The sequence below is a fragment of the Sphingomonas sp. 10B4 genome (assembly GCF_035019905.1).
GTDB lineage: Bacteria > Pseudomonadota > Alphaproteobacteria > Sphingomonadales > Sphingomonadaceae > Sphingomonas > Sphingomonas glacialis.
Window position 1 is genome coordinate 16,500 of the sequence record NZ_JASJVC010000030.1, and the last position, 20,722, is coordinate 37,221.

Below are 20,722 nucleotides of genomic sequence, written 5' to 3' on the forward strand. Positions count from 1 at the left end.
CGCGCAGCGTCAGGCCGGCCCGGCGTCGATCTTGATCCGCAGCAGCTCGTAGGGTTTGCGCCGCAGATCCTTGCCCTTGTGGAAGCCGGGCTGGCGGTGGAGCTGGTTAGCGGTGAAGTACAGATAGCCATCGGTGCCGATCGACAGCGTGTCGGGCCACAGGATCCGGCGGTCCTGCGCGATCGTTTCCCACTTTCCGTCGGCGAGCCGGCGGATCGCATTATGCTCATAGTCACCGCCATAGATGCGGCCGCGCGAATCGACCGCCAGACCGTCGGAGGCGCCCTTGAGCCCGAGATCGCGCACGGCGGCCGAGAGCTTCGCCGGGTCGACGACGGGATCGCGCAGCAAGGCGGTCGGGACGGCGTAGAGATGGCGGCTCGACAGCGGTGAATAATAGAGCGTCGCGCCATCAGGCGAGAGCGCGATGCCGTCGGCGGCGACCTTCCACGGGGTCGGCGGACCATCGGCGGGGCGCGTCATCACCGGCTTGCCTTCCACGACGGGCGCGAAAGCGGGGTCGGGCATCGTCGTCGCATCGCCCGACAAGCGGCGGACGGCGGCACCGCTCGCCAGATCGACGACGATGATCGCGCCGGGGCCGGTCACCGAACTGTCGGTGATATAAGCGACGCCTGCGATCCCCTGGCGCAGATCGAAGCGCACGTCGTTGAGGTAGGTCGTCGGCAGCACGACGTCGGGGCCGAGCACGATCGTCTGCACGACGCGGTCGCGTGCGAGATCGACCGCGACGAGCTTGGCGCCGCCTGCGAGCGGCGCCGCGAAATTGGGGGCGGCGGTGTCGAGGATCCACAAGCGGTTCGCGCTGTCGGCGACGACGCTTTGCACGCTGATCAGCGTTTCGCCTGGGCGCGCGGGATCGGGCTGGTTGATCGCCTGGTCGGGATAGGCGGTGACGACACCGTTCTTGAGCTCGCCGACGGTGAAGCGCGGATTGTCACCCCACTGCGGATAGTTGACAAAGATCCGGCCGTTCGCCGCGACGGTGACGCCCGTCGGCATCGCATCGCCGAAGGTCGCGACGCGTTCGACCGGCGACGGGGATGGCGACGGGGACGGGCGCCGCGCGAAGGCGCCGATCGCCGCGGTCGCGACGAGCGTGATCGCGCTGGCGCGCAGCGCAGTGCGGAGCAGGGAACGGCGCGTCATGGCGCGACCTGCTTGACCGGGCGGACGAGGATTTCCTCGACCAGCACCCGCGGCGGCTGCGCGAAGGCGTAGACCAGCGCCTGCGCGATATCCTCGGCCTGGAGCGCGTCGAGCGATTCGCGGCGCTCGCGCATCGTTTCCTCGGGGACGTTGTGGCCCCATTCGGTCCACACCGCGCCGGGTTCGATCAGCGAGACGCGAATGCCCGCATTGCCGACTTCCTTGCGCAGCGCATCGGCAAAGCCGACCACCGCGAACTTGGTGGCGTTGTAGACCGACCAGCCGGCGATCCCGTACCGCCCGCCGACGCTCGACACGATCGAGACCATCGCGCCCGCGCGGCCGTGCATCAGCGGCAAGGCGGCGTGGGTGCAGTTGAGCACGCCGTAGAGATTGGCGTCGATCTGCGTTTTCCAGTCGTCGGGCTTGCTGTCGGCGAACGCGCCGTTGACGCCCATGCCGGCATTGTTGAACAGCAAGTCGATCCCGCCGAAGCGCGTCTTGACCGCGGCGACCATCGCCTGGACCGCCGCCAGATCGGCGACGTCGGTTTCGATCGCCATGGCGCTCTCGCCGATCTCTGCGGCGATCGCGTCGATCCGGTCCTTGCGCCGCGCGACGAGCACGACGTGGGCGCCTTCCTTGGCGAGCAGGCGCGCGGTCGCCTCGCCGATCCCGCTCGAGGCGCCGGTGATGACCGCGACCTTCCCGGTCAGATCCTGCATGTTCATCGCGTCACTCCTTCGCGCCATGGCCGCGGCGGCCAGCGTGTCGGTGTAACACGCCGGCGCTGTGGAAGTTGCGCGAGGGACGGCGTCGGAACGCCGCGAACAGCGTCAATCAGACTTGATGGTGGTGTGATCGGAAGGACTAAGCTGCATCGCGATGGGGCATGGTCCAGATGGCTGCATCGCGGCCGCGCGGTTGATCTCGAAGCGATCGCGGTGGCCGAGCAGCATCGTCTCGATCGCGGTAAAGCGCGCGTTACGGTTGCTTGCCTGTCCCGGTGCGGCGGCATCGGTCGCGACGAAGCGACTGCCCCACGCGTCGGCGAGGGCAAGCGCTTGCTCGACCTGGAACGACGGATCGCTGATGACGATCGAGGGAAAGGGCAGGCAGCAGGCAGGGCCGTTCTGCATCGCCGCCGCGGCCGCAATCTGATCGAAACCGACGTGCAACGGCGTGTGGAACAGCGCGCCGCTGATCGCCCGCAAATAGCTGCGCGGCGAAAGCTGCGCCCACCACGCCACCGCGCGACACGCGATGCCATGCGCCAGGATGACGACGGGGGCCTCGTGCCGCGCAAACACGGCGTCGAGGTGGAGCGCCCAGCGTCCATTGTGGAATTTCGAGAGATCAAGCTCGATCCGGGCTGGCAACGCCGGGGCGGCCGAATCGCCTTTCGCCGTCACTACGATCGGGACGGGACGCTCGGTCGGCGACTCGAATGCAAGCGTCATGACGGCTCTCCTCTTGCAGAAGCGCAGTCCGGTGCGACGATCTCAGCGCGCCGACTCGGAACACGCCCCCTGCACGCGAGGGTATGCGCATCGCCTAAACCGGCAAGAGCGGAAGCGCTGGAAGGCGTCTGGCGAGCGCCCAGCCGAGCGACGAGCGGTGCACCCGGATCGAGCGGCATGCACGACCGGATAGCCAGCGGTGATCGCGTCGACTGGGCCGCGAACGGGCTTTAGCGGCTAGATCGCGACGAGCGCGTCGATCGCGCCTTGCAGGATGTACGCAGCGGCCATCTTGTCGACGAGCTCGGCACGCTTGGCGCGGCTCGCGTCCTGCTCAATCAGCGTGCGCGTAACCGCGACGGTCGACCAGCGCTCGTCCTGCAGGAAGATCGGCAGGTCGAGATCGGCCATGTTGCGCGCGAACGCCCGGCTCGACTGGCTGCGCGGGCTCTCGCTGCCGTCGTTCAGATTGAGCGGCAGGCCGATGACGATCCCCTTCACCTGCTGCGCCGCGATCATCTCGGCGAGCGCGAGCTTGTCCTTCTGGAACTTGGTGCGGCGGATCAGCAGGGCGGGCGAGGCGAAGCTCCACCCGGCGTCGCACAAGGCGGTGCCGATCGTCTTGGTGCCGACGTCGAGCCCGATCAGCCGACCACCAGCGGGAAGCGCGGCACGGAATTCGGTGCGATCGGTCGTGATCATTTCGCGAAGACCGCCAGCCGTCGTGCCGCATCGGCGCGGACGTTCGCCCAGAACAGGCTGTAGTCGTAGACGTGGTAATTGTTGCCCGGCAGTACGTAGCCGCCGAGCTTGGGCGGATCGCCGATCAGCAGGAGCCCGCGCGAATCGCAGCGCGCCGGAACCTGGCCCGCGACGATCGTCGCGCTCGAGAGATCGGCCGAGGGAACGAGCGTGCCGAGATTGGCGGTTGCGGGTGCGGTCGCATCGGGGGTTCCGGTCAGCGGATTGGTGCAGATCATCGGCGTGCCGCGGCGCGGCGTGCCATCGCTGCCGCGGCTGGCGTTGTAGGTGTCGAGCACCAGCGACGGCTCGGCGGGTTCGGCGAAGCTCTCCCACGACTGGATGCAGCCGCCCTGATCTGCGCTGCGGCATTCGGGCAGGCCAAGCTTGGGCAGGTCGACGCTGCGCGACACTGGCCAGCCGACGACATAGGCGGCGACGATCCGCTTCTGCAGCGGCGTGCCAGCGATCTTCTCGCGCAGCAGCCGCAGCAGGTGCAGCGCGCCCTGGCTGTGGCCGGCGAGGATGATCGGCCGGTCGCCCGCTTGCGCCACGAACGCGTCGAATGCCGCCGCGACGTCACCATAAGCGAGGTCGAGCGCCTTGGCGGCATTATCTTGCGTCGTCAGGAACGCACCGAAGGTCGCCTGGCGATAGCGCGGCGCCCAGATCGCGCCGACGGCGTTGAACGCGCTGGCCTGGCCGCGCAGGAACAGCTCGGCGCGGGCATTGGCCTCGGCATCGTCGAGCGGCGCGTTCCAGCGCGATCGGTTGAGGAACGAGGTCGGGTGGATGAAGAACACCGCCGCGCGCGTGTCGTTGGCGGGCGCGTAGCCGGGCGGAAGCCATAGCGCCGGATTGCCCGGCTTGTCGGGGCGCGCGAGCCACATCTCGGCGCGGCGGTACGCAGCAGCGGGCTGGCGCGGCTCGGCGATGAAGGCGGCGCGCGGAATCATCGCCAGCTTGATCAGCTCGGTGCCCCAGATTGCATAGGCAAACGCACCCGCGATCACGATCACGATCAGCACGGTGAAGATGTAGAGAAACTTGCGCGCCAAACCGGTCGACCTCCCACGGCATGGCGCGGCGGTGCCCATGCAAGCGTGCTGCGGTTTTCCGTGCCGCAGGATCGCCGCGCTTGCAATCGCCTTGGTGCTGGCGTTGGTGTGGGCATGGCGCGGGGGAGCGATGCGATGAACGAAAGTCCGGGATTCGAACGCGATACCCATGGCTGGCCGTTGCGGCCGATGCTGCTCGCCGTGGTCGGCGCGCTCGCCGCGCTCGCGGTGCAGCAGCTGCTCGACCGCAGCCCCCACTTTCCCGTGATCGACCCGGCGGCGTGGCGAATCGCGCTGACCACCGCGATCGGTACGGGGGCGGTGACCTTTGGCTTCGCACTCGAGCGGCGGCGCTGGTGGTGGGCGGCGGCCTTCGGGATCGGCATCGGGGCGGTCGCGGGCCTGATCGTCTATTGGAACGGTGGCGGCTGGGGCGCGTGGTACAGCTGGCGCGGCGCGAGTCTGTTCATCGCGATCGCGATCGCCGTGCCGCTGTTCCAGACCGCGCGCGATCACGCTGCGGTGCGCTTTCCCCTATGCCAACGTGCATGGCGACGCATGGACCAACGTCGTGCTGTGGTGTGCCTGCTGGCTGTTCACTGGCGTCGCATTCGCGCTGGCATGGCTGCTCGCCGCGCTGTTCGACTTGATCGGCGTGCATGTGCTGCGCGACCTGCTGCGCCACGAATGGTTCACCGCGCTGCTGGCGGGCGCGAGCTTTGGCGGATCGCTCGGGTTGCTGCGCGAGCGCGACGACGTGCTGCGGCTGCTCCAGCGCGTGGTGACCGCGGTGCTAGAGGTGCTCGCGCCAGTGCTCGGCGCGGGGCTGCTGGTGTTTCTGCTCGCGCTGCCCTTCACCGGGCTCGACGCACTGTGGGAGGCGACCAAGTCGACCACGCCGATCCTGCTCAGCTGCGTGATCGGCGCGCTGATCCTCGCCAATGCGGTGGTCGGCAACGGCGCGGGCGAGGAAGCGACCCACCCGGTGCTGCGCTTCGGCGCGATCGCGCTGGCGCTTGCGGTGCTGCCGCTGGCGGTGATCGCTGCGATCGCGACGGGATTGCGGATCGCGCAATACGGCCTGACGCCCAACCGGCTGTGGGCAGCCGTGTTCGTGGGGTTCGCGAACCTTTACGGCGTTGCCTATCTCGTCGCGGTGCTGCGCGGGCGGTTGGCGTGGAGCCGTTATGTGCGGCCGAGCAATTTGCGGATCGCGTTCGTCGTCGCCGGTGTCGGGCTGCTGCTCGCCACGCCGCTGGCGAGCTTCAACGCGCTCGCGACGCTCGACCAGGTCGCGCGGCTCGAATCGGGGCGGGTTGCGCCCGCGAAGTTCGACTGGGCGGCGCTGGCGTTCGATTTCGGTGATCCTGGCAAGGCGGCACTGCGGCGGCTCGCCCGCTCGGCGATCCCGGGTATCGCGGCGCGCGCGAAGGACGTCGCGACCAAGACCAACCGCTGGGACGTGGCGAGTGTCGACCGCGCACAGGCCGACGCCGATATGCTCGTCAAACGGCTGCGCGTGGTGCCCGTGGCGGTGGCCGTGCCATTCGCACTGCGCAAGGTGCTGACCGACTGGCAGGGCTGCAGCACCGATGTCAAAGACCGCTGCACCTTGCTCTATGCTCCGGGTGCCGACGAAGCAGTTGCGATCTCAAGGTTTTGCGTCGATCAGCTAACGACGCCTCGGAAGGTCGAGACCTCCGGCCGCGATCCTGCATTCGCATTCCAGTCGGCTTGCGGCCCCACACACTATCGGCGCACCGGCGAGAGCTGGACGCGGCTCGACACAAATATGCGCGCGCCGTTGAGTGCGCCCGAGCGCGCCGCGCTCAAGGCGGGCGATGCCGCGGGCAAGGTCGAGATCCGCGCCGTTCCCGCGCGCCGCGTGTTCGTCGGGGGCATTCCGCTCGGCGATCCGTTCGAATAGGTTGCGCTAGGCTCGGGCGCTCTGCTAGCCGCAGGCCATGCCAGTCACCATTGCCACCGTCAGCAAGATCGCGAGCCTCGCCCGCATCTCCATCACCGAGGAAGATGCCGTGCGCATCGCGCCCGAGCTCGAAAACATCATGGGTTGGATCGAGCAATTAAGCGAGGTCGACACGGCCGGCGTCGCGCCGATGACCGCGGTGATCCCCAACCACCTCCGGCTGCGCGACGACGTCGTCAACGCCGACCCGCTGACCGGCGGCGGCATCCGCGATGCCGTGCTGGCCAATGCTCCCCAGGCCGAGCACGGCTTCTTCACCGTGCCCAAGGTGATCGAATGATCCGCGCCATCGTCGCCCCGGCGCAGGCCGGGGCCGCCGCGTTCGTCGCGAGCGGCCTGCACCACAACGAAGCGGCCCCGGCCTATGCCGGGGCGACGGGAATGACCGTATGACTGACCTCACCGATCTCGGCGTAGCCGCCATCCGCGACGGCGTCCGCGCCGGCACCTTCTCCGCGCGCGAAGTCGCCGAGGGGTTCATCGCCAACGTCTCGAAGGCCAAGGCGCTCAATGCGTTCCTGGTCGAAACCCCCGACCACGCGCTCGCCGCCGCCGATGCCGCCGATACGGCACGCGCTGCGGGCGAGACGCTCAAGCCGCTCGCCGGCGTGCCGATCGGGATGAAGGATCTGTTCTGCACCAAGGGCGTGCCGACCACCGCGGCGAGCTTGATCCTCGAAGGCTTCGTGCCGCCGTACGAATCAACGGTGTCGGCCAATTTGTGGGATGCTGGCGCGGGCATGCTCGGCAAGCTCAACATGGACCAGTTCGCGATGGGCTCGTCGAACGAGACCAGCGCATTCGGCAACGTGATTTCGCCGTGGCGGCGCTCGGACGGCGGCAATGCGCCGCTCGCGCCCGGCGGGTCGTCGGGCGGCAGTTCGACGGCGGTCGCAGCGCGGCTGTGCCCGGCGGCAACCGGCACCGATACCGGCGGATCGATCCGCCAGCCCGCCGCCTTCACCGGCATCAGCGGCATCAAGCCGACCTATGGCCGCTGCTCGCGCTGGGGGACGATCGCGTTCGCCTCGTCGCTCGACCAGGCCGGGCCGATGGCGCGAGACGTCCGCGACTGCGCGATCCTGCTCGAGGCGATGAGCGGGTTCGACGCGAAGGACGCGACTTCGCTCGATCTGCCGGTGCCCGCGTGGGAAGCCGGATTGTCGGGTGATCTCAAGGGCAAGCGGATCGGTATTCCCAAGGAATATCGCGTCGACAATATGCCCGCCGAGATCGACGCGCTGTGGCAGCAGGGGATCGACTGGCTCAAGGACGCCGGCGCCGAGATCGTCGAGGTCTCGCTGCCGCACACCAAATATGCGCTGCCGGCCTATTACATCATCGCGCCGGCCGAAGCCTCGTCCAACCTCGCGCGCTATGACGGCGTGCGCTACGGCCTGCGCGATCTGCCCGAGGGGGCAGGGCTGCAGGACATGTACGCCGCGACGCGCGCCGACGGGTTCGGCGATGAGGTCAAGCGCCGTATCATGATCGGGACATATGTCCTGTCGGCAGGGTTTTACGACGCGTACTTCACACAGGCATCTAAGGTCCGCACCCTGATCGCGCGTGATTTCGAGCTGGCCTGGGCAAAGTGCGACCTGCTGCTGACCCCGACGGCGCCGTCCTCGGCGTTCGCGCTGGGGGAGAAGTCGGCCGATCCGATCGCGATGTATTTGAACGACGTCTTCACCGTGCCGTCCTCGCTCGCGGGTTTGCCGGCGATGTCGGTGCCGGGTGGCCTCGACGGCGCCGGGCTGCCGCTCGGCCTGCAGATCATCGGCAAGCCGCTCGACGAGCAAGGCGTGCTCAATGCCGGGCTGGCGCTCGAGCAGCGCGCCGGGTTCACCGCGCGGGCCGAGGCGTGGTGGTGATCGCGCTCTCCTTCACTTCGGGCAAAGAAGGGCAGGGCGTCGACACGCTCAGCCCGAACGGAATTTAGGTCATGACTGACACCAAATACACGATCCGCGGCGAAACCGGCGACTGGGAGGTCGTGGTCGGCCTCGAAGTCCATGCGCAGGTGACCTCGAACGCCAAGCTCTTCTCGGGCGCGGCGACCGCGTTCGGCGCCGAGCCCAACACGCAGGTGTCGCTGGTCGACGCCGCGATGCCCGGCATGCTCCCCGTTCCCAACCGCGAGTGCATCCGCCAGGCGGTCCGCACCGGAATGGCGATCGACGCGCAGATCAACACATGGTCGCGCTTCGACCGCAAGAACTACTTCTATGCCGATCTGCCGCAGGGGTATCAGATCAGCCAGCTCTACCACCCGATCGTCGGCGAGGGCGCGATCGACATCAGCCTCGACGACAAGAACCCCGATGCCGCGGGCAAGCGCATCGGCGTCGAGCGGATCCATGTCGAGCAGGATGCGGGCAAGCTGATGCACGACCAGCATCCGACGCGCTCCTACGTCGATCTCAATCGCTCGGGCGTCGCGCTGATGGAGATCGTGTCGAAGCCCGACATGGCTTCTCCCGCCGAAGCAGGGGCTTATCTCCGCAAGCTCAGATCGATTCTGCGCTATGTCGGGTCGTGCGACGGCAACATGGAAGAGGGCTCGATGCGCGCCGACGTCAATGTCAGCGTCCGCAAGGCGGGTGACGAGCTCGGCACGCGCACCGAGACCAAGAACGTCAACTCGGTTCGTTTCGTGATGGCGGTGGTCGAGCAGGAGGCCAAGCGCCAGATCGACGTGCTCGAAAGCGGTGGCCGGATCATCCAGGAAACGCGGCTCTACGATCCCGACCGCAACGAGACGCGCTCGATGCGCTCGAAGGAAGACGCGCACGATTATCGCTATTTCCCCGATCCCGATTTGCTCCCGCTCGAACTCGACGACGCGTTCCTCGAAGAATGCCGCGCGTCGCTCCCCGAGCTGCCCGACACCAAGCGCCGCCGCTACGAGGCGCTCGGCATCACGCCTTACGCCGCCGCGGTAATGACCGCCGAGGTCGAGGCGGCGCGCTGGTTCGACGCGTTGCTCGACACGGGCGTGGCGCCGGTTGCTGCGGCGAACTGGACGACGTCGGAGCTGTTCGGCGCGCTTAACCGCACCGGCCGCGACATCGAGAATTCGCCCGTCAGCCCCGATCAGGCCGCCGAACTGCTCGGCCTGATCGCCGATGGCACGCTGTCGGGGACGCTCGCCAAGCAGGTGTTCGAGATCATGCTCGAGACCGGGCAGGGCGCTGCCGAAATCGTCGAGGAGCGCGGGCTCAAGCAGACCAGCGACACCGGCGAGATCGAGCGCGTCATCGCCGAGGTGATGGCGGCGAACGAAGACAAGGTCGCCGATTATCGTGGCGGCAAGGACAAGCTGTTCGGCTTCTTCGTCGGCCAGACGATGAAGGCGATGGGCGGCAAGGCCAATCCCGGCGTCGTCAACGACGTGTTGAAGAAAATGCTGGGGTAAAGAAACGCGGGCGCCCGGCCAACCGGGCGCCCTGGCTGTGGGTATTCAGCCTTTCTTTGCGGTCATCGCCTTGCGCGCGTTGTTGGCATATTCCTCGAAATTCTTGTCGAACACCGAAACCAGCTCATTGAGCGCGGCAGTCGCGTCCTCGCCTTCCTTGGCGGGAAATAGCTTCAAACCATTGCCACCCCAGGCTTTATATTCGTAATCGATCGTCTGGTCGTTGCCGAAGTCGCGCAGCATGAACAGCGTGCGCAGCGACCGGCCGTAGATCGCCGCCTTCTGATAGAAGACATCGGCGACGATCAGCTCGGAATAGCAGGCCGCGGTCGAATCCGACCGACGCGTCTTGACCTTGTTCATCGTCTTGCGCTCGAGCGGTGTTTCGTGGCGCACGATGACGGTGCCGGGCTGACGGTTGAGCAGATCGGTCAATTTGAGCGACTGCAGCGCGTCGAGCTGCGACGGACTATCGAGCGCGCTTGCCATCTGGGCTTTGTTGCTAGCGTCCTTCCCGCTGTGAAGTGCGGCATCGAGCAGACCGCCGCCGAGCAATCCGGTCGTCATCGAGTTCATCCGTTCGGCCGGCCAGATGTGAAGTTCGCACGGCGCTGCCTGAGCGCTGGCGATGCCTCCGATCGCACAGGCGACTGTAGCGAAAGCGGCTCCCAGGACGCGATGGACTGCGTTGGTCATTATAGTCTCCCCCTTTGGTTTCGGCCCCTTTCCCAGGGGTCGTCATGGACGGCCTTATTTAATGTGACGCTTTGGTCTTGGATGGCTTTGCCAAGGCGCTTGCGAAAAGCGCGACATCGCGGGTGAAGGCCGCGCGCAGTTCGGCGGCGGCGGCGACCATGTCGGTTGTGGGCGTCGGCGGAAGCAAAGTCAGTTTGGTCTTGGTCCAGGTGCTGAAGACCCGACGTGGTGCGGGCTCGGTCGTGAAGTCGCGGTAGCGGAAAAGGATCTTGAGGTAACTCCCGTCGACGATGTCTTGCTGGAAGAAGACACTGTCGACGATAAATTCCGCATAACAGGGCGCCGACGAGGGCGCGATGCGCGCGACGCTTGTCCGCATGAGGCGACTCGACAACGCCTCCTCGTGGACGATTGGCTGATACTTTGCCAAGTTAAGTTGATCGCGCAAAGCAGCACTTCGCAGCAGTTCGACCTGATTGGCGGTGTCGATGGGTTCGACCGCCAAGGCGGGATATCCGTCTCGCCCGGTGACTGCACCGTTGACGATGCCTCCGTGGAACACGCCACTGTAAACAGAATTAAGGCCCGCGCCTGGCCAGATATGGAGTTCGCAGGCTCCATCCGATGACGACGACTGTGCAGCGGCGGGAAAGCACGCGATAAAAGCGGCTGCAAGACCTATCGAAACCTTGAATACCACCGTATCCCCCCGGACATGTCCGGGGGGAATTAGACGGATATTCAGACCGTTGCAACGGGAGCTGATTTACTGCGCGTCGTCGTCCTGGTTTTTCACCACGCCGCCAGTTCCGCCGACGCCGTCTTCCATGCCCGGAGACGTAAAGGCATCGGGCTCGCGCCCGCCTTCGCCGCGCTCGACCGCGTCCTTGCGCGCTTCGACTGCTTGTTCGATGTCGCTGCGGGCGTCGGTGTCGTTCTCGGGCAGGCTGTCGGGATGCGGATCGCTCATGCGAAATCTCCCGTCATGCCGGTGTCGGTCGGCGCGATCGGCGCACCGCCGGGGTCGCCGGCGGGATCGGGCACGACCACGTCGGGCGTCGGGCTCGGCAGTTCGGTCGGCATCGAATCGGGCTGGCCGGGTTCGCTCGGGATCGGCAGTTCGGTTGGGGGCGTGCTGGCCATAACGTCTCTCCTCTTACGCTGCATCAACGCGCCATCATCCTAGCGGTTGCGTGGCGATGCGGCATCGGGTGTTTGCCCGCTTGCCCCCGGGCGCATGGCTGGTATAGACGCCCCCCACACCGGCGGTGTCCTTGCGGGCGTGGCGGAACTGGTAGACGCAGCAGGTTTAGGTCCTGCCATCGAAAGATGTGGGGGTTCGAGTCCCTTCGCCCGCACCAGTCTCTCATGCGTTTGTGCATGGGGACTGCGACACACTATCCCTGAACTCCTTATCCATTGGGCGTGAGATCTGAAATGCAGACTGTCGAGACGTTGAACGAAGGCCTCAAGCGCGCCTACACGCTGACGATCACCGCGAAGGATATCGATTCGCGTGTCGATGCCGAACTGAAGCGCGTCGCGCCGACGGTGAAGATGCCCGGCTTCCGCCCCGGCAAGGTGCCCGCGAACCTGGTGCGCAAGATGCACGGCGACGCGCTGATGCAGGACGCGCTCAACAGCTCGATCCAGCAGGGCATCCAGGAGCTGATCGCCGAGCAGAAGCTGCGCCCCGCGCTGCAGCCCTCGGTCGAGCTCGCCGAAGGTTTCAAGCTCGGTGACGATGCGCAGATCACCGTCACGCTCGAAGTGCTCCCCGACGTGCCGACCCCGGCGATCGACGCGCTCAAGCTCGAGCGCCTCACCGTTCCTGCCGACGACGCGACGGTCCAGGCACAGCTCCAGAAGTTCGCCGACCAGCAGAAGAAGTGGGACGACGCAGCCGAGGGCCACGAAGCGCAGATGGGCGACCTGGTCGTCATGGACTTCGTCGGCAAGGTCGGCGACGTGGCGTTCGAGGGTGGCACCGGCAGCGACATGTCGGTCGAGCTCGGCACCGGCCGTCTGATCCCCGGCTTCGAGGAGCAGGTCGTGGGCGTTAAGGTCGGCGACGAGCGCCAGATCACCGTGACCTTCCCCGAGGATTATCAGGCCAAGGAACTCGCCGGCAAGCCCGCGACCTTCGACCTCAGCATCACCGCGGTGAAGACCGCCGGCGAAAGCGTGATCGACGACAGCCTCGCGACCTCGCTCGGGCTCGAGAGCCTCGAGCAGCTCACCGGTCTCCTGAAGGGCCAGATCGAGCAGGAGCTCAACGGCCTGACGCGCACCCACATGAAGCGCAAGCTGCTCGACCAGCTCGCCGAAGGCCATGATTTCGAAGTGCCGCCGTCGATGGTCGAAGCCGAATTCGACCAGATCTGGCAGCAGCTCCAGCACGAAGCGACGCACGAGGAAGATCCCGCGGCAGCACTCGCCGAGATGGAGTCCGAGCGCGACGATTACCGCAAGATCGCCGAGCGCCGCGTGCGCCTTGGCCTCCTCCTGTCGGAAATCGGCCAGGCCAATGGCGTCGAAGTCAGCCAGCAGGAAATGAACCGCCTGATCGCGCAGGCCGCGCAGAACTATAACAACGAAGACCGCCAGCGCTTCCTGCAGTACATCCAGCAGGAGCCGATGGCGGCAGCGCAGCTGCGCGCGCCGCTGTACGAGGACAAGGTCGTCGACTTCCTGTTCGAGAAGGCCGAGATTTCGGACCGCGAAGTGACGCGCGAAGAGCTCGAAGCGGCGATCGAGAGCGAAGAAGGCTTCTCGAGCGGCACGCACACCCACGATCACGACAACCACAAGCCCAAGGCAAAGAAGGCGGCTGCTAAGAAGGCGAAGCCCGCTGCCGACGACGCCAAGGAAATGGAAGCGGCTGACGTCGAGCCGGCAGCCGCTGGCGACGATCTTGTCGAAGCCGAGCCGGTGAAGAAGGCCGCGACCAAGAAGGCGCCCGCCAAGAACGCCGCCGCTGCTGCCGACGCTGAGGCCGAGGCTGTTCCGGCTGAGGAGGCTGCTGCCCCCGTAAAGAAGCCGGCTGCCAAGAAGAAGGCTGCTGCCGACAAGGCCGAATAAGGCGCACACCCGCCCGCTCGACTCCATCATCCGTCACCCCGGCCCTGTGCCGGGGTCCACCTCGCCCCGGACGATACGTCGAGCGGCATGGTGGACCCCGGCACGAGGCCGGGGTGATGGCGTTGTAAGGTCTGGGCCGGCGGCGGCAAACGCAGACGCCACGCCGCACACCACAAAACAGTCGAACCCGTCACGATAACGCCCTAAGGCTCGGCCATGACATCCCGTATCGCCGTCCTGCTGCCGTGCTACAACGAGAGCACCGCCATCGCGCAGACCGTTGCGGCGTTCCGCGCCGCGCTCCCCGATGCGACCATCTACGTCTATGACAACAACAGCCGTGACGACACCGTCGCCGTGGCGCGCGCGGCGGGCGCCGTCGTTCGCACCGAGCGGATGCAGGGCAAGGGCAATGTCGTCCGCCGCATGTTCGCCGACGTCGATGCCGACATCTACGTCATGGCCGATGGCGATGCGACCTATGACGCGACCGCCGCGCCGGCGTTGGTCGCGCGGCTGCTCGACGAGCAGCTCGACATGGTCGTCGGCAGCCGCGTGACGCAGGTCACCGCTGCGTATCGTCGCGGGCACGTGCTCGGCAACAAGGCGATGACGGGGATGCTCGCGCAGCTCTTCGGGCGCAGTTTCACCGATATCTTCTCGGGGTACCGCGTCTTCTCACGGCGCTTCGTCAAGAGCTTCCCGGTGCTTTCGGCCGGGTTCGAGATCGAGACCGAGATCAGCGTCCATGCGCTCGAACTCAAGATGCCGACGGGCGAGATCGAGACCGCCTATTTCGCGCGGCCCGAAGGGTCCGAATCGAAGCTCAGCACGTATCGCGATGGCTTCCGCATCGCACGCACGATCATCACGCTCTACCGGATCGAGCGGCCGCTGCTGTTCTTCGGCGCGATCGCAGCCCTGCTGTCGCTCGCCGTGCTCGCGCTCGGGATCCCGCTGATCGTGACCTATATGCACACGCACCTCGTGCCACGGCTGCCGACCGCTGTGCTGGTCGTCGGCCTCGCGATCCTCGCCGCGCTCAACGTCTTTACCGGGTTGATCCTCGACACGGTGGTCCGCGGCCGGCGCGAAGTGCGGCGGCTTGCTTATCTCAGCCACCGCGCTCCCGGTGGCGATGACCGTCGCTCGGACGCCGTCGGGGCTTGAACTCGTTTCGTGCAGCGCCGATGTATGCGGTTCTAGGGGCATAAAGGACTAAAAGGCTCATCATGCGCAATCCGTTCGACACCGGCGACTTTCTGGCCCCCATCAATGACGGCCTCGTTCCGATCGTCATCGAGCAATCCAACCGCGGCGAGCGCAGCTTCGATATTTATTCGCGACTGCTGCGCGAACGCATCATTTTCGTGACCGGCGGCGTTGAGGACCATATGGCCTCGGTCATCTCGGCACAGCTGCTCTTCCTGGAGTCGGAGAACCCCAAGAAGGACATCTTCATGTACATCAACTCGCCGGGCGGCGTCGTCACGGCGGGCATGGCGATCCATGACACCATGCAGTACATCCGTCCGCGCGTCGGCACGGTCTGCATGGGCCAGGCCGCCTCGATGGGCTCGTTCCTGCTCGCCGCCGGTGAGCCGGGCATGCGTGTCGCGCTGACCAATGCGCGGATCATGATCCACCAGCCTTCGGGTGGTGCGCAGGGCATGGCGTCGGACATCCAGATCCAGGCCAAGGAAATCCAGCGCATCAAGAACCGGATGAATGCGCTCTACGCGCAGTATACCGGCAAGCCGCTCGAGGAGATCGAGCGCGCGATGGATCGCGATACTTTCCTCGAGGCACACGAAGCCAAGGATTTCGGCCTGGTCGACCAGGTGTTCGACAAGCGTCCGGCACTGCCCGACGATTCGAGCACGCCGCCTGCGCTGACCTCGGCGTAAGCTTGCCGGTTAAGGTTCTGTTGGGCACCGGGGCGTCATACGTACGTCCCGGTGCTGACATCACCGGGTATTTTGGTGATTGTCGGATTGCGCGAGGACGGTCTAGGATACACGTTCCGCATATGCGCGCCTGGTGGCGCCAAGGATGGTTAGAATGACGAAGCTCAGCGGCGGCGATTCGAAGAGCACGCTTTATTGCTCCTTCTGCGGCAAGTCGCAGCATGAAGTCCGCAAGCTCATTGCCGGACCGACGGTGTTCATCTGCGATGAATGCGTCGAACTGTGCAACGACATCATCCGCGAGGAGACCAAGTCGGCGCTCGTCTCGAAGAAGGATGGCGGCGTGCCCACGCCGCAGGAAATCTGCGACGTGCTCGACGATTATGTGATCGGCCAGAAGCGCGCCAAGCGTGTGCTCTCGGTGGCGGTGCACAACCATTACAAGCGTCTCAACCACGGCCAGAAGGGCGCCGATGTCGAGCTCGCCAAGTCGAACATCCTGCTCGTCGGGCCGACCGGCTGCGGCAAGACGCTGCTCGCCCAGACGCTCGCGCGCATCCTCGACGTGCCCTTCACGATGGCCGATGCGACGACGCTGACCGAAGCCGGTTACGTCGGCGAGGACGTCGAGAACATCATCCTCAAGCTGCTTCAGGCCTCGGACTACAATGTCGAGCGGGCGCAGCGCGGGATCGTCTATATCGACGAGATCGACAAGATCAGCCGCAAGGCCGAAAACCCGTCGATCACGCGCGACGTCAGTGGCGAGGGCGTCCAGCAGGCGCTGCTCAAGCTGATGGAAGGTACGACGGCGTCGGTGCCGCCGCAGGGCGGTCGGAAGCATCCGCAGCAGGAGTTCCTGCAGGTCGACACGACCAACATCCTTTTCATCTGCGGCGGCGCGTTCAACGGCCTCGAGAAGATCATCGGCGATCGTCTGCAGGGCAAGTCGATCGGCTTTGGGGCCTATGTCGCCAGCCCTGAGGAACGCCGCACCGGCGAGACGCTCAAGGCAGTCGAGCCCGAGGATCTGCTCAAGTTCGGGCTCATCCCAGAGTTCGTCGGCCGTCTGCCGGTGATCGCGACGCTCGAGGATCTCGACGTGCCGGCGCTGGTGACGATCCTGACCGAGCCGAAGAACGCGCTGGTCAAGCAGTATCAGAAGCTGTTCGACATGGAGGCGGTCAAGCTCGGCTTCACTGACGAAGCGCTCGTCTCGGTCGCCAAGAAGGCGATCGACCGCAAGACCGGTGCGCGCGGGCTGCGCTCGATCCTCGAGGGGATCCTGCTCGACACGATGTTCGACTTGCCCGGTATGGACAGCGTCGAGGAAGTGATGATCGACAAGGACGTGATCGAGGGCCGCAAGGAGCCGATCCGCGTCTACGGCAAGAAGGAAAAGGCCGGCGCGGGCGCGGCCTAATCTGGTCAGCCCCTGTCCCGTTCGCGGGGCAGGGCGCTGCGTGCGCGGAGGCGTCCGATGACGCCTTCGCGCGGGTCCGTCGTGCGTCCCGACCGGAACGCTGACCCTGTCGCGGGTGTCCGGGTTGCCGGCACCGCCGATCGTGACCGTATCGTCGCGCTGCTCGCGCGCGCTTTCGCCGATGATCCGGCGATGGCCTATATCTTTCCCGATCCTGCTGACCGTGCGCTCCGGCTGCCGCGGCTGTTTGGCGTGCTGTTCGATTCCGATGCGTCCAGCGGCATCCGGCTGGTGACCGCTGGCGGCGAGGCGGCGACGCTGTGGCGTGCGCCGGGGGCAAACGTCTGACAGCATGCTCACGATGCTGCTCCACGCCTGGCCGCTGTGGCGCGCGCTCGGCGGATCGATCGGCCGCGCGCTGGCGGTGTCGAACGCGATCTCGGCGCATTTCCCGCGCGAGGCCGCGTGGTATCTTCACATCGCAGGTTGCGATCCCGCGGCACAGGGCCGGGGCTTCGGCGCGGCCGCGGTGCGCGGCGGGCTCGATCGCCTCCTCGGGAGCGGACTCCCGGCCTATCTCGAAACCGCAACCGAGCGGAACCTCGCTTTCTACCGCGCGCTCGGCTTCGAGATCACCGCCGAATGGAGCGTGCCCAAGGGAGGCCCGCGCTTCTGGTCGATGCTGCGCCCAGCCAGTTCATAGGAGGCCCGGCACGAAGCGTTTGACCCGCGCGGCATAGGCATCGAACGCGGGCCCGAACGCCGCGCGCAGCACCACCTCTTCGTGCCGCACGCGCATCCATGTGCCGAGCGCGAAGAGCGGGATGCCGACGACAAGGCTCGCGGTGTGACCATAAGCGATCGCCATCGCGATCATCACGAACGCCAGCGAGACGTAGATCGGGTTGCGGATCAGCGCGAACGGCCCCGTTTCGACCAATTGCCCGTCGTCGCGCGTCCGCGCGACCAGCGCCCAGTTCCGCCCCATCGCGCGCGACGCCGAGTCGAACAGCCACGCCGCCGCGAGCATCAGCGCGAGCACGACGCCCGCCTCGATCAGCGCCTTGGCCGAAAGCGGATCGAGCGCGATGCGGATTCGGCCGAGCCCGGCGCTGCCGATCCCCAAGCCCTGCACGACGATCCACAGGATCGAGGCGTTGCGGCGTCCTGAATCGGGGCTGGCCGGGGCGCTCCGGCCACGCGCGCGCGCCAGCAGCAGCGCCGTCAGTCCCGCGAGTATGCCGATCGCAAACGCCGCGAGTCCGGGAAGCCCGACCGAGTCCAACGGGATGAAATTCATGGCCAAGCCCCCTTGCAACAGCGCTGTAGTATTCAGCTATGACACCGCGGTGTCAACTGGCCGGTTTGGCGGCCTTTGCCGCTGCGTCGCGCCACGCTTGATAGTCCTCGATCGCGATCGATCGGCGCAGCAGCTTGGCGTTCGGATCGATCACGAGGTGCGCCCCGCGCGGGACCGCGACGCTACCAAAGCCGCCCGCCATCGCAAGCCGCACGATCCGCTTGCCGATCTGCACATCGACCGGCATCGGGAACACCCCGCCGCCCGGCGCCTGCCAATGCAATGTCAGCCGGGTCGCGCTGCGTGTCTCGACCAATTCTGGCAGCGCCGCCTAGCGCAGATAGACGTCGAAGAACCAGCGATAGTCCTTGCCCGTCACGCGTTGCACGATCCGCTCATAGTCGGCGGTCGACGCGTAGCGCGGCGTGAAATTGCCCGGCCGCGGGTCGAGCCGGCCGTAGACGATCAGCCGCGTCACATCGCGAAACGCGCGGTCGCCGATCAGGGTCCGCAGGCTGTGGAGCATCCACGAGCCCTTGTAATAGATGTCCTGGCCGGGGCCGCCCTTGCTGATCTCGTACACCTCTTCCTCGGTGCGGATCTTGCCGGCGATGACGGGGCGGAGGTTGGCGATCTTGTTACGCTGGTCGGAGAGCATCGTCGCATAGCGCGCCTCGCCCTCGCGCCAGCGGCCGTAGAGCGGCTGCATATAGCTGCCATAGCCTTCGTGCAGCCAGTAATCGTCCCAATTGGCGGCGGTCAGCTGATTGCCGAAGAATTCGTGCGCGAATTCGTGCTGGAACAGCCAGTCGAAGCCTTCGGGCGCCTTGGCATAGCCATTACCGTAAGCGTTGATCGTCTGGTGCTCCATGCCCTTGTACGGCGTCTCGACCACGCCGAGCTTCTCGTCGCCGAACGGGTAGGGGCCGACTTCGCCCTCGAAGAAATCGAGCGTCGGCGCGAATTCGGCGAACAGCGCCTTGGCCTTGGCTTCTTCGCCGGGGAGATACCAATAGGCCATCGGGATCGTGTTGCCGTAGCGGCTCTTGTAGCTGCCCGAAATCTCCTCGAACGGCCCGACCGTCAGCGCGACGCCATAGGTGTTGGGGTGCTTGACGCGCCAGTTCCATGTCGTGCGCCCATCGGCGAGCGTGTCGACCCCGAGCAGCACGCCGTTCGACGGCGCCTTCAGGCCCTTGGGCACGGTGATGTGGAGCGTCACGAGGCCCGGCTCGCCGGTCGGAAAATCGAGGCACGGCCAGAACAGGTCGCACCCGGCGCCCTCTGCGGTGGTGCCGAACCACGGCGCGCCGCTCGGGGTCTTCGCCCAGACGACGCCGGGGTCCCACGGCGCGTTGACCGCGACGTGCGGCGTGCCGCCATAGGTCAGCTTGGCGGTGACGCGTCCGCCCGCCGCGACCATGCGTGGCAGCGTGATGACGAGTTGGCCCTCGGGATTGCGCCAAGCCGATGGCGCAAGCGGGGTGCCGTCGACGGATACCGCATCGACGGGCAGATTGCGGTCGAGATCGAGCACGAGCCGGGCGAGCGGCGCCTTGGCGGTGAAGCGCAGCGTCGCGACGCCGCGTAGCGTCTCGGTCTCGGGCAGCACTTCGAACGCGAGGTCGGCGGCGTCGAAGCCGAGCTTGGCCTGCTCGGCGTCGATCGGCCCGCCCGATTTCTGCGTCTGTGCGGTCAGCGGCGGCTCGCCCTTGGTCGGCAGCGCGGCGGCGGTCAGCGCGAGGCAGCTCGACAGGAGCGCGATACGAACAGGGATCATGCGGGGCTCAGTTCCACGGAAAAATCGGTGATCGTCAGGCGCAGCGACGGGCGGCCGTCCTGTAGCATCGTCGTGACGCGCGGGAAGCGGACGCCTTGCGCATTCACGCTGCCGGCAAAGCTGAAATGCTGGCGGATCGCGGGGGCGCCGGGTTCGGGTGCCGTCAGCACATAATCGGCCGCGGCGATCCGTCCGTCGCGATCGAGCGTCAGTGCGATCGGCGGATAGCCGTCGCGCGCGGCGTTGAGCCGGTTATAGCCCGCGGTGGAAACGAAGGCCGGGGCAAGCAGCAGATAGGCGAACGCGCCGAGCCGCTGGCGTTCGAAGCGTGCCTGCGCGGCGGCGAGCGTCGTCTGCGCGCCGTCCTGCACCAGAAAGGCGGTGTCGCGCTCGATCATCACGGTCCGCGCGGCGCTGCGCGTTTCGCTGACGAGCCAGCTGTCCGACCGCGACCGTGCGAACGGCTCGATCCGGCATTCGACGTGCAAGTCGACCGGGGTCTTGCCGAGCATCATCCGTGCCATGCCGCTCCACGTCAGCACGCGGACGCGCGCCAGCCGGTCTTGCCCGCCCGCAGCGATCATCGCGCGAGCCACCGCGTCGCCACCGTGCCCCGCAGCACCGATCGCCTGCGGCAGCGCTGCGATCGCGATCGTTCCGCCCAAAATCGCACGACGATTGATGGATCGGCAACTCCCCCC

Annotated in this window: 21 protein-coding genes, 1 tRNA gene and 1 pseudogene; 11 read left to right on the plus strand and 12 right to left on the minus strand. The window is 66.6% G+C overall.

What is annotated here, in order from left to right; genetic code table 11:
- Positions 1 to 9 precede the first annotated feature (9 nt).
- The 5 genes from QN347_RS10730 to QN347_RS10750 form a co-directional block, all read right to left on the minus strand.
- A complete protein-coding gene (locus QN347_RS10730) occupies positions 10 to 1,170 on the minus strand; it encodes an L-dopachrome tautomerase-related protein (protein ID WP_322163547.1) in 1,161 nt (386 codons plus the stop codon).
- On the minus strand, positions 1,167 to 1,901 hold the full coding sequence (locus QN347_RS10735) for an SDR family oxidoreductase (RefSeq protein ID WP_322163548.1): 735 nt from the start codon (positions 1,899 to 1,901) through the stop codon (positions 1,167 to 1,169). Before QN347_RS10735 ends, QN347_RS10730 begins: the two co-directional genes overlap by 4 nt.
- 105 nt (positions 1,902 to 2,006) lie before the next feature.
- Positions 2,007 to 2,630: an alpha/beta hydrolase gene (locus tag QN347_RS10740; RefSeq protein ID WP_322163549.1), complete on the minus strand. Its 624-nt coding sequence runs from the start codon at positions 2,628 to 2,630 to the stop codon at positions 2,007 to 2,009.
- Positions 2,631 to 2,867: 237 nt separating this feature from the next.
- Complete coding sequence (ruvX, locus tag QN347_RS10745) at positions 2,868 to 3,332, minus strand: Holliday junction resolvase RuvX (protein WP_322163551.1); 465 nt, start codon at positions 3,330 to 3,332, stop codon at positions 2,868 to 2,870.
- A complete protein-coding gene (locus tag QN347_RS10750; RefSeq protein ID WP_322164196.1) occupies positions 3,329 to 4,429 on the minus strand; it encodes a DUF3089 domain-containing protein in 1,101 nt (366 codons plus the stop codon). Before QN347_RS10750 ends, ruvX begins: the two co-directional genes overlap by 4 nt.
- Positions 4,430 to 4,973: 544 nt before the next feature.
- Here QN347_RS10750 and QN347_RS10755 point away from each other — a divergent pair.
- From QN347_RS10755 to gatB, 4 genes are all read left to right on the plus strand, one after another.
- Positions 4,974 to 6,356: a DUF4153 domain-containing protein gene (locus QN347_RS10755; RefSeq protein WP_322163553.1), complete on the plus strand. Its 1,383-nt coding sequence runs from the start codon at positions 4,974 to 4,976 to the stop codon at positions 6,354 to 6,356.
- A 37-nt stretch (positions 6,357 to 6,393) separates the two neighbouring features.
- Positions 6,394 to 6,696 carry an Asp-tRNA(Asn)/Glu-tRNA(Gln) amidotransferase subunit GatC gene (gene gatC, locus QN347_RS10760; RefSeq protein WP_133188626.1) on the plus strand — a complete coding sequence of 101 codons (303 nt, stop codon included), beginning with the start codon at positions 6,394 to 6,396 and terminating at the stop codon, positions 6,694 to 6,696.
- 109 nt (positions 6,697 to 6,805) lie between these two features.
- Complete coding sequence (gene gatA, locus QN347_RS10765) at positions 6,806 to 8,290, plus strand: Asp-tRNA(Asn)/Glu-tRNA(Gln) amidotransferase subunit GatA (protein ID WP_322163555.1); 1,485 nt, start codon at positions 6,806 to 6,808, stop codon at positions 8,288 to 8,290.
- A gap of 71 nt (positions 8,291 to 8,361) precedes the next feature.
- Entirely contained in the window at positions 8,362 to 9,834 is a 1,473-nt protein-coding gene (gene gatB, locus QN347_RS10770; RefSeq protein ID WP_322163557.1) for an Asp-tRNA(Asn)/Glu-tRNA(Gln) amidotransferase subunit GatB, read from the plus strand.
- A gap of 45 nt (positions 9,835 to 9,879) precedes the next feature.
- On the opposite strand, the gene QN347_RS10775 is transcribed toward gatB, so the two are convergent.
- The 4 genes from QN347_RS10775 to QN347_RS10790 all read right to left on the minus strand — a co-directional run bounded on the left by QN347_RS10775 (position 9,880) and on the right by QN347_RS10790 (position 11,673).
- A complete protein-coding gene (locus QN347_RS10775; protein ID WP_322163559.1) occupies positions 9,880 to 10,530 on the minus strand; it encodes a hypothetical protein in 651 nt (216 codons plus the stop codon).
- A 58-nt stretch (positions 10,531 to 10,588) separates the two neighbouring features.
- Positions 10,589 to 11,230, minus strand: a complete 642-nt coding sequence (locus QN347_RS10780; protein ID WP_322163561.1) for a hypothetical protein — start codon at positions 11,228 to 11,230, stop codon at positions 10,589 to 10,591.
- A 66-nt stretch (positions 11,231 to 11,296) separates the two neighbouring features.
- Positions 11,297 to 11,500: a hypothetical protein gene (locus QN347_RS10785; protein ID WP_322163563.1), complete on the minus strand. Its 204-nt coding sequence runs from the start codon at positions 11,498 to 11,500 to the stop codon at positions 11,297 to 11,299.
- A complete protein-coding gene (locus QN347_RS10790) occupies positions 11,497 to 11,673 on the minus strand; it encodes a hypothetical protein (RefSeq protein ID WP_165954473.1) in 177 nt (58 codons plus the stop codon). The genes QN347_RS10785 and QN347_RS10790 overlap by 4 nt, the downstream gene beginning before the upstream one ends.
- Positions 11,674 to 11,806: 133 nt before the next feature.
- Between QN347_RS10790 and QN347_RS10795 the strand changes: the two genes are divergently transcribed.
- The 7 genes from QN347_RS10795 to QN347_RS10825 all read left to right on the plus strand — a co-directional run bounded on the left by QN347_RS10795 (position 11,807) and on the right by QN347_RS10825 (position 17,644).
- A tRNA-Leu gene (locus QN347_RS10795) sits at positions 11,807 to 11,891 on the plus strand.
- A gap of 76 nt (positions 11,892 to 11,967) precedes the next feature.
- Positions 11,968 to 13,611 (plus strand): trigger factor, encoded by a 1,644-nt coding sequence (gene tig, locus QN347_RS10800; RefSeq protein WP_322163565.1) that lies wholly within the window; start codon positions 11,968 to 11,970, stop codon positions 13,609 to 13,611.
- Between the two features lie 216 nt (positions 13,612 to 13,827).
- Positions 13,828 to 14,781, plus strand: a complete 954-nt coding sequence (locus tag QN347_RS10805) for a glycosyltransferase family 2 protein (RefSeq protein WP_322163567.1) — start codon at positions 13,828 to 13,830, stop codon at positions 14,779 to 14,781.
- A 62-nt stretch (positions 14,782 to 14,843) separates the two neighbouring features.
- Positions 14,844 to 15,518, plus strand: coding sequence for an ATP-dependent Clp protease proteolytic subunit (locus tag QN347_RS10810; RefSeq protein ID WP_133188610.1), 675 nt, complete (start codon positions 14,844 to 14,846; stop codon positions 15,516 to 15,518).
- A 154-nt stretch (positions 15,519 to 15,672) separates the two neighbouring features.
- Positions 15,673 to 16,941: an ATP-dependent Clp protease ATP-binding subunit ClpX gene (clpX, locus tag QN347_RS10815; RefSeq protein WP_322163569.1), complete on the plus strand. Its 1,269-nt coding sequence runs from the start codon at positions 15,673 to 15,675 to the stop codon at positions 16,939 to 16,941.
- Between the two features lie 57 nt (positions 16,942 to 16,998).
- Positions 16,999 to 17,289, plus strand: coding sequence for a hypothetical protein (locus QN347_RS10820; RefSeq protein ID WP_322163571.1), 291 nt, complete (start codon positions 16,999 to 17,001; stop codon positions 17,287 to 17,289).
- A 4-nt stretch (positions 17,290 to 17,293) separates the two neighbouring features.
- On the plus strand, positions 17,294 to 17,644 hold the full coding sequence (locus tag QN347_RS10825) for a GNAT family N-acetyltransferase (RefSeq protein ID WP_322163573.1): 351 nt from the start codon (positions 17,294 to 17,296) through the stop codon (positions 17,642 to 17,644).
- Here the strand turns inward: QN347_RS10825 and QN347_RS10830 are convergent.
- The 3 genes and pseudogenes from QN347_RS10830 to QN347_RS10840 form a co-directional block, all read right to left on the minus strand.
- Complete coding sequence (locus tag QN347_RS10830) at positions 17,639 to 18,241, minus strand: isoprenylcysteine carboxylmethyltransferase family protein (protein WP_322163575.1); 603 nt, start codon at positions 18,239 to 18,241, stop codon at positions 17,639 to 17,641. The two genes, QN347_RS10825 and QN347_RS10830, sit on opposite strands and share 6 nt — an antisense overlap.
- Before the next feature lie 52 nt (positions 18,242 to 18,293).
- Positions 18,294 to 20,021, minus strand: a pseudogene (locus tag QN347_RS10835) (M1 family metallopeptidase).
- Positions 20,018 to 20,686 (minus strand): hypothetical protein, encoded by a 669-nt coding sequence (locus tag QN347_RS10840; RefSeq protein WP_322163577.1) that lies wholly within the window; start codon positions 20,684 to 20,686, stop codon positions 20,018 to 20,020. The pseudogene QN347_RS10835 and the gene QN347_RS10840 overlap by 4 nt, the downstream one beginning before the upstream one ends.
- Between the last annotated feature and the right edge of the window lie 36 nt (positions 20,687 to 20,722).

Bases quoted from the DNA above. Each gene is read 5' to 3' on its own strand.
- QN347_RS10730 (WP_322163547.1), bottom strand. From the start codon at position 1,170: ATGACGCGCCGTTCCCTGCTCCGCACTGCGCTGCGCGCCAGCGCGATC.
- QN347_RS10735 (WP_322163548.1), bottom strand. From the start codon at position 1,901: ATGAACATGCAGGATCTGACCGGGAAGGTCGCGGTCATCACCGGCGCC.
- QN347_RS10740 (WP_322163549.1), bottom strand. From the start codon at position 2,630: ATGACGCTTGCATTCGAGTCGCCGACCGAGCGTCCCGTCCCGATCGTA.
- ruvX (WP_322163551.1), bottom strand. From the start codon at position 3,332: ATGATCACGACCGATCGCACCGAATTCCGTGCCGCGCTTCCCGCTGGT.
- gatC (WP_133188626.1), top strand. From the start codon at position 6,394: ATGCCAGTCACCATTGCCACCGTCAGCAAGATCGCGAGCCTCGCCCGC.
- gatA (WP_322163555.1), top strand. From the start codon at position 6,806: ATGACTGACCTCACCGATCTCGGCGTAGCCGCCATCCGCGACGGCGTC.
- gatB (WP_322163557.1), top strand. From the start codon at position 8,362: ATGACTGACACCAAATACACGATCCGCGGCGAAACCGGCGACTGGGAG.
- QN347_RS10775 (WP_322163559.1), bottom strand. From the start codon at position 10,530: ATGACCAACGCAGTCCATCGCGTCCTGGGAGCCGCTTTCGCTACAGTC.
- QN347_RS10785 (WP_322163563.1), bottom strand. From the start codon at position 11,500: ATGAGCGATCCGCATCCCGACAGCCTGCCCGAGAACGACACCGACGCC.
- QN347_RS10790 (WP_165954473.1), bottom strand. From the start codon at position 11,673: ATGGCCAGCACGCCCCCAACCGAACTGCCGATCCCGAGCGAACCCGGC.
- tig (WP_322163565.1), top strand. From the start codon at position 11,968: ATGCAGACTGTCGAGACGTTGAACGAAGGCCTCAAGCGCGCCTACACG.
- QN347_RS10805 (WP_322163567.1), top strand. From the start codon at position 13,828: ATGACATCCCGTATCGCCGTCCTGCTGCCGTGCTACAACGAGAGCACC.
- QN347_RS10810 (WP_133188610.1), top strand. From the start codon at position 14,844: ATGCGCAATCCGTTCGACACCGGCGACTTTCTGGCCCCCATCAATGAC.
- clpX (WP_322163569.1), top strand. From the start codon at position 15,673: ATGACGAAGCTCAGCGGCGGCGATTCGAAGAGCACGCTTTATTGCTCC.
- QN347_RS10820 (WP_322163571.1), top strand. From the start codon at position 16,999: ATGACGCCTTCGCGCGGGTCCGTCGTGCGTCCCGACCGGAACGCTGAC.
- QN347_RS10825 (WP_322163573.1), top strand. From the start codon at position 17,294: ATGCTCACGATGCTGCTCCACGCCTGGCCGCTGTGGCGCGCGCTCGGC.
- QN347_RS10830 (WP_322163575.1), bottom strand. From the start codon at position 18,241: ATGAATTTCATCCCGTTGGACTCGGTCGGGCTTCCCGGACTCGCGGCG.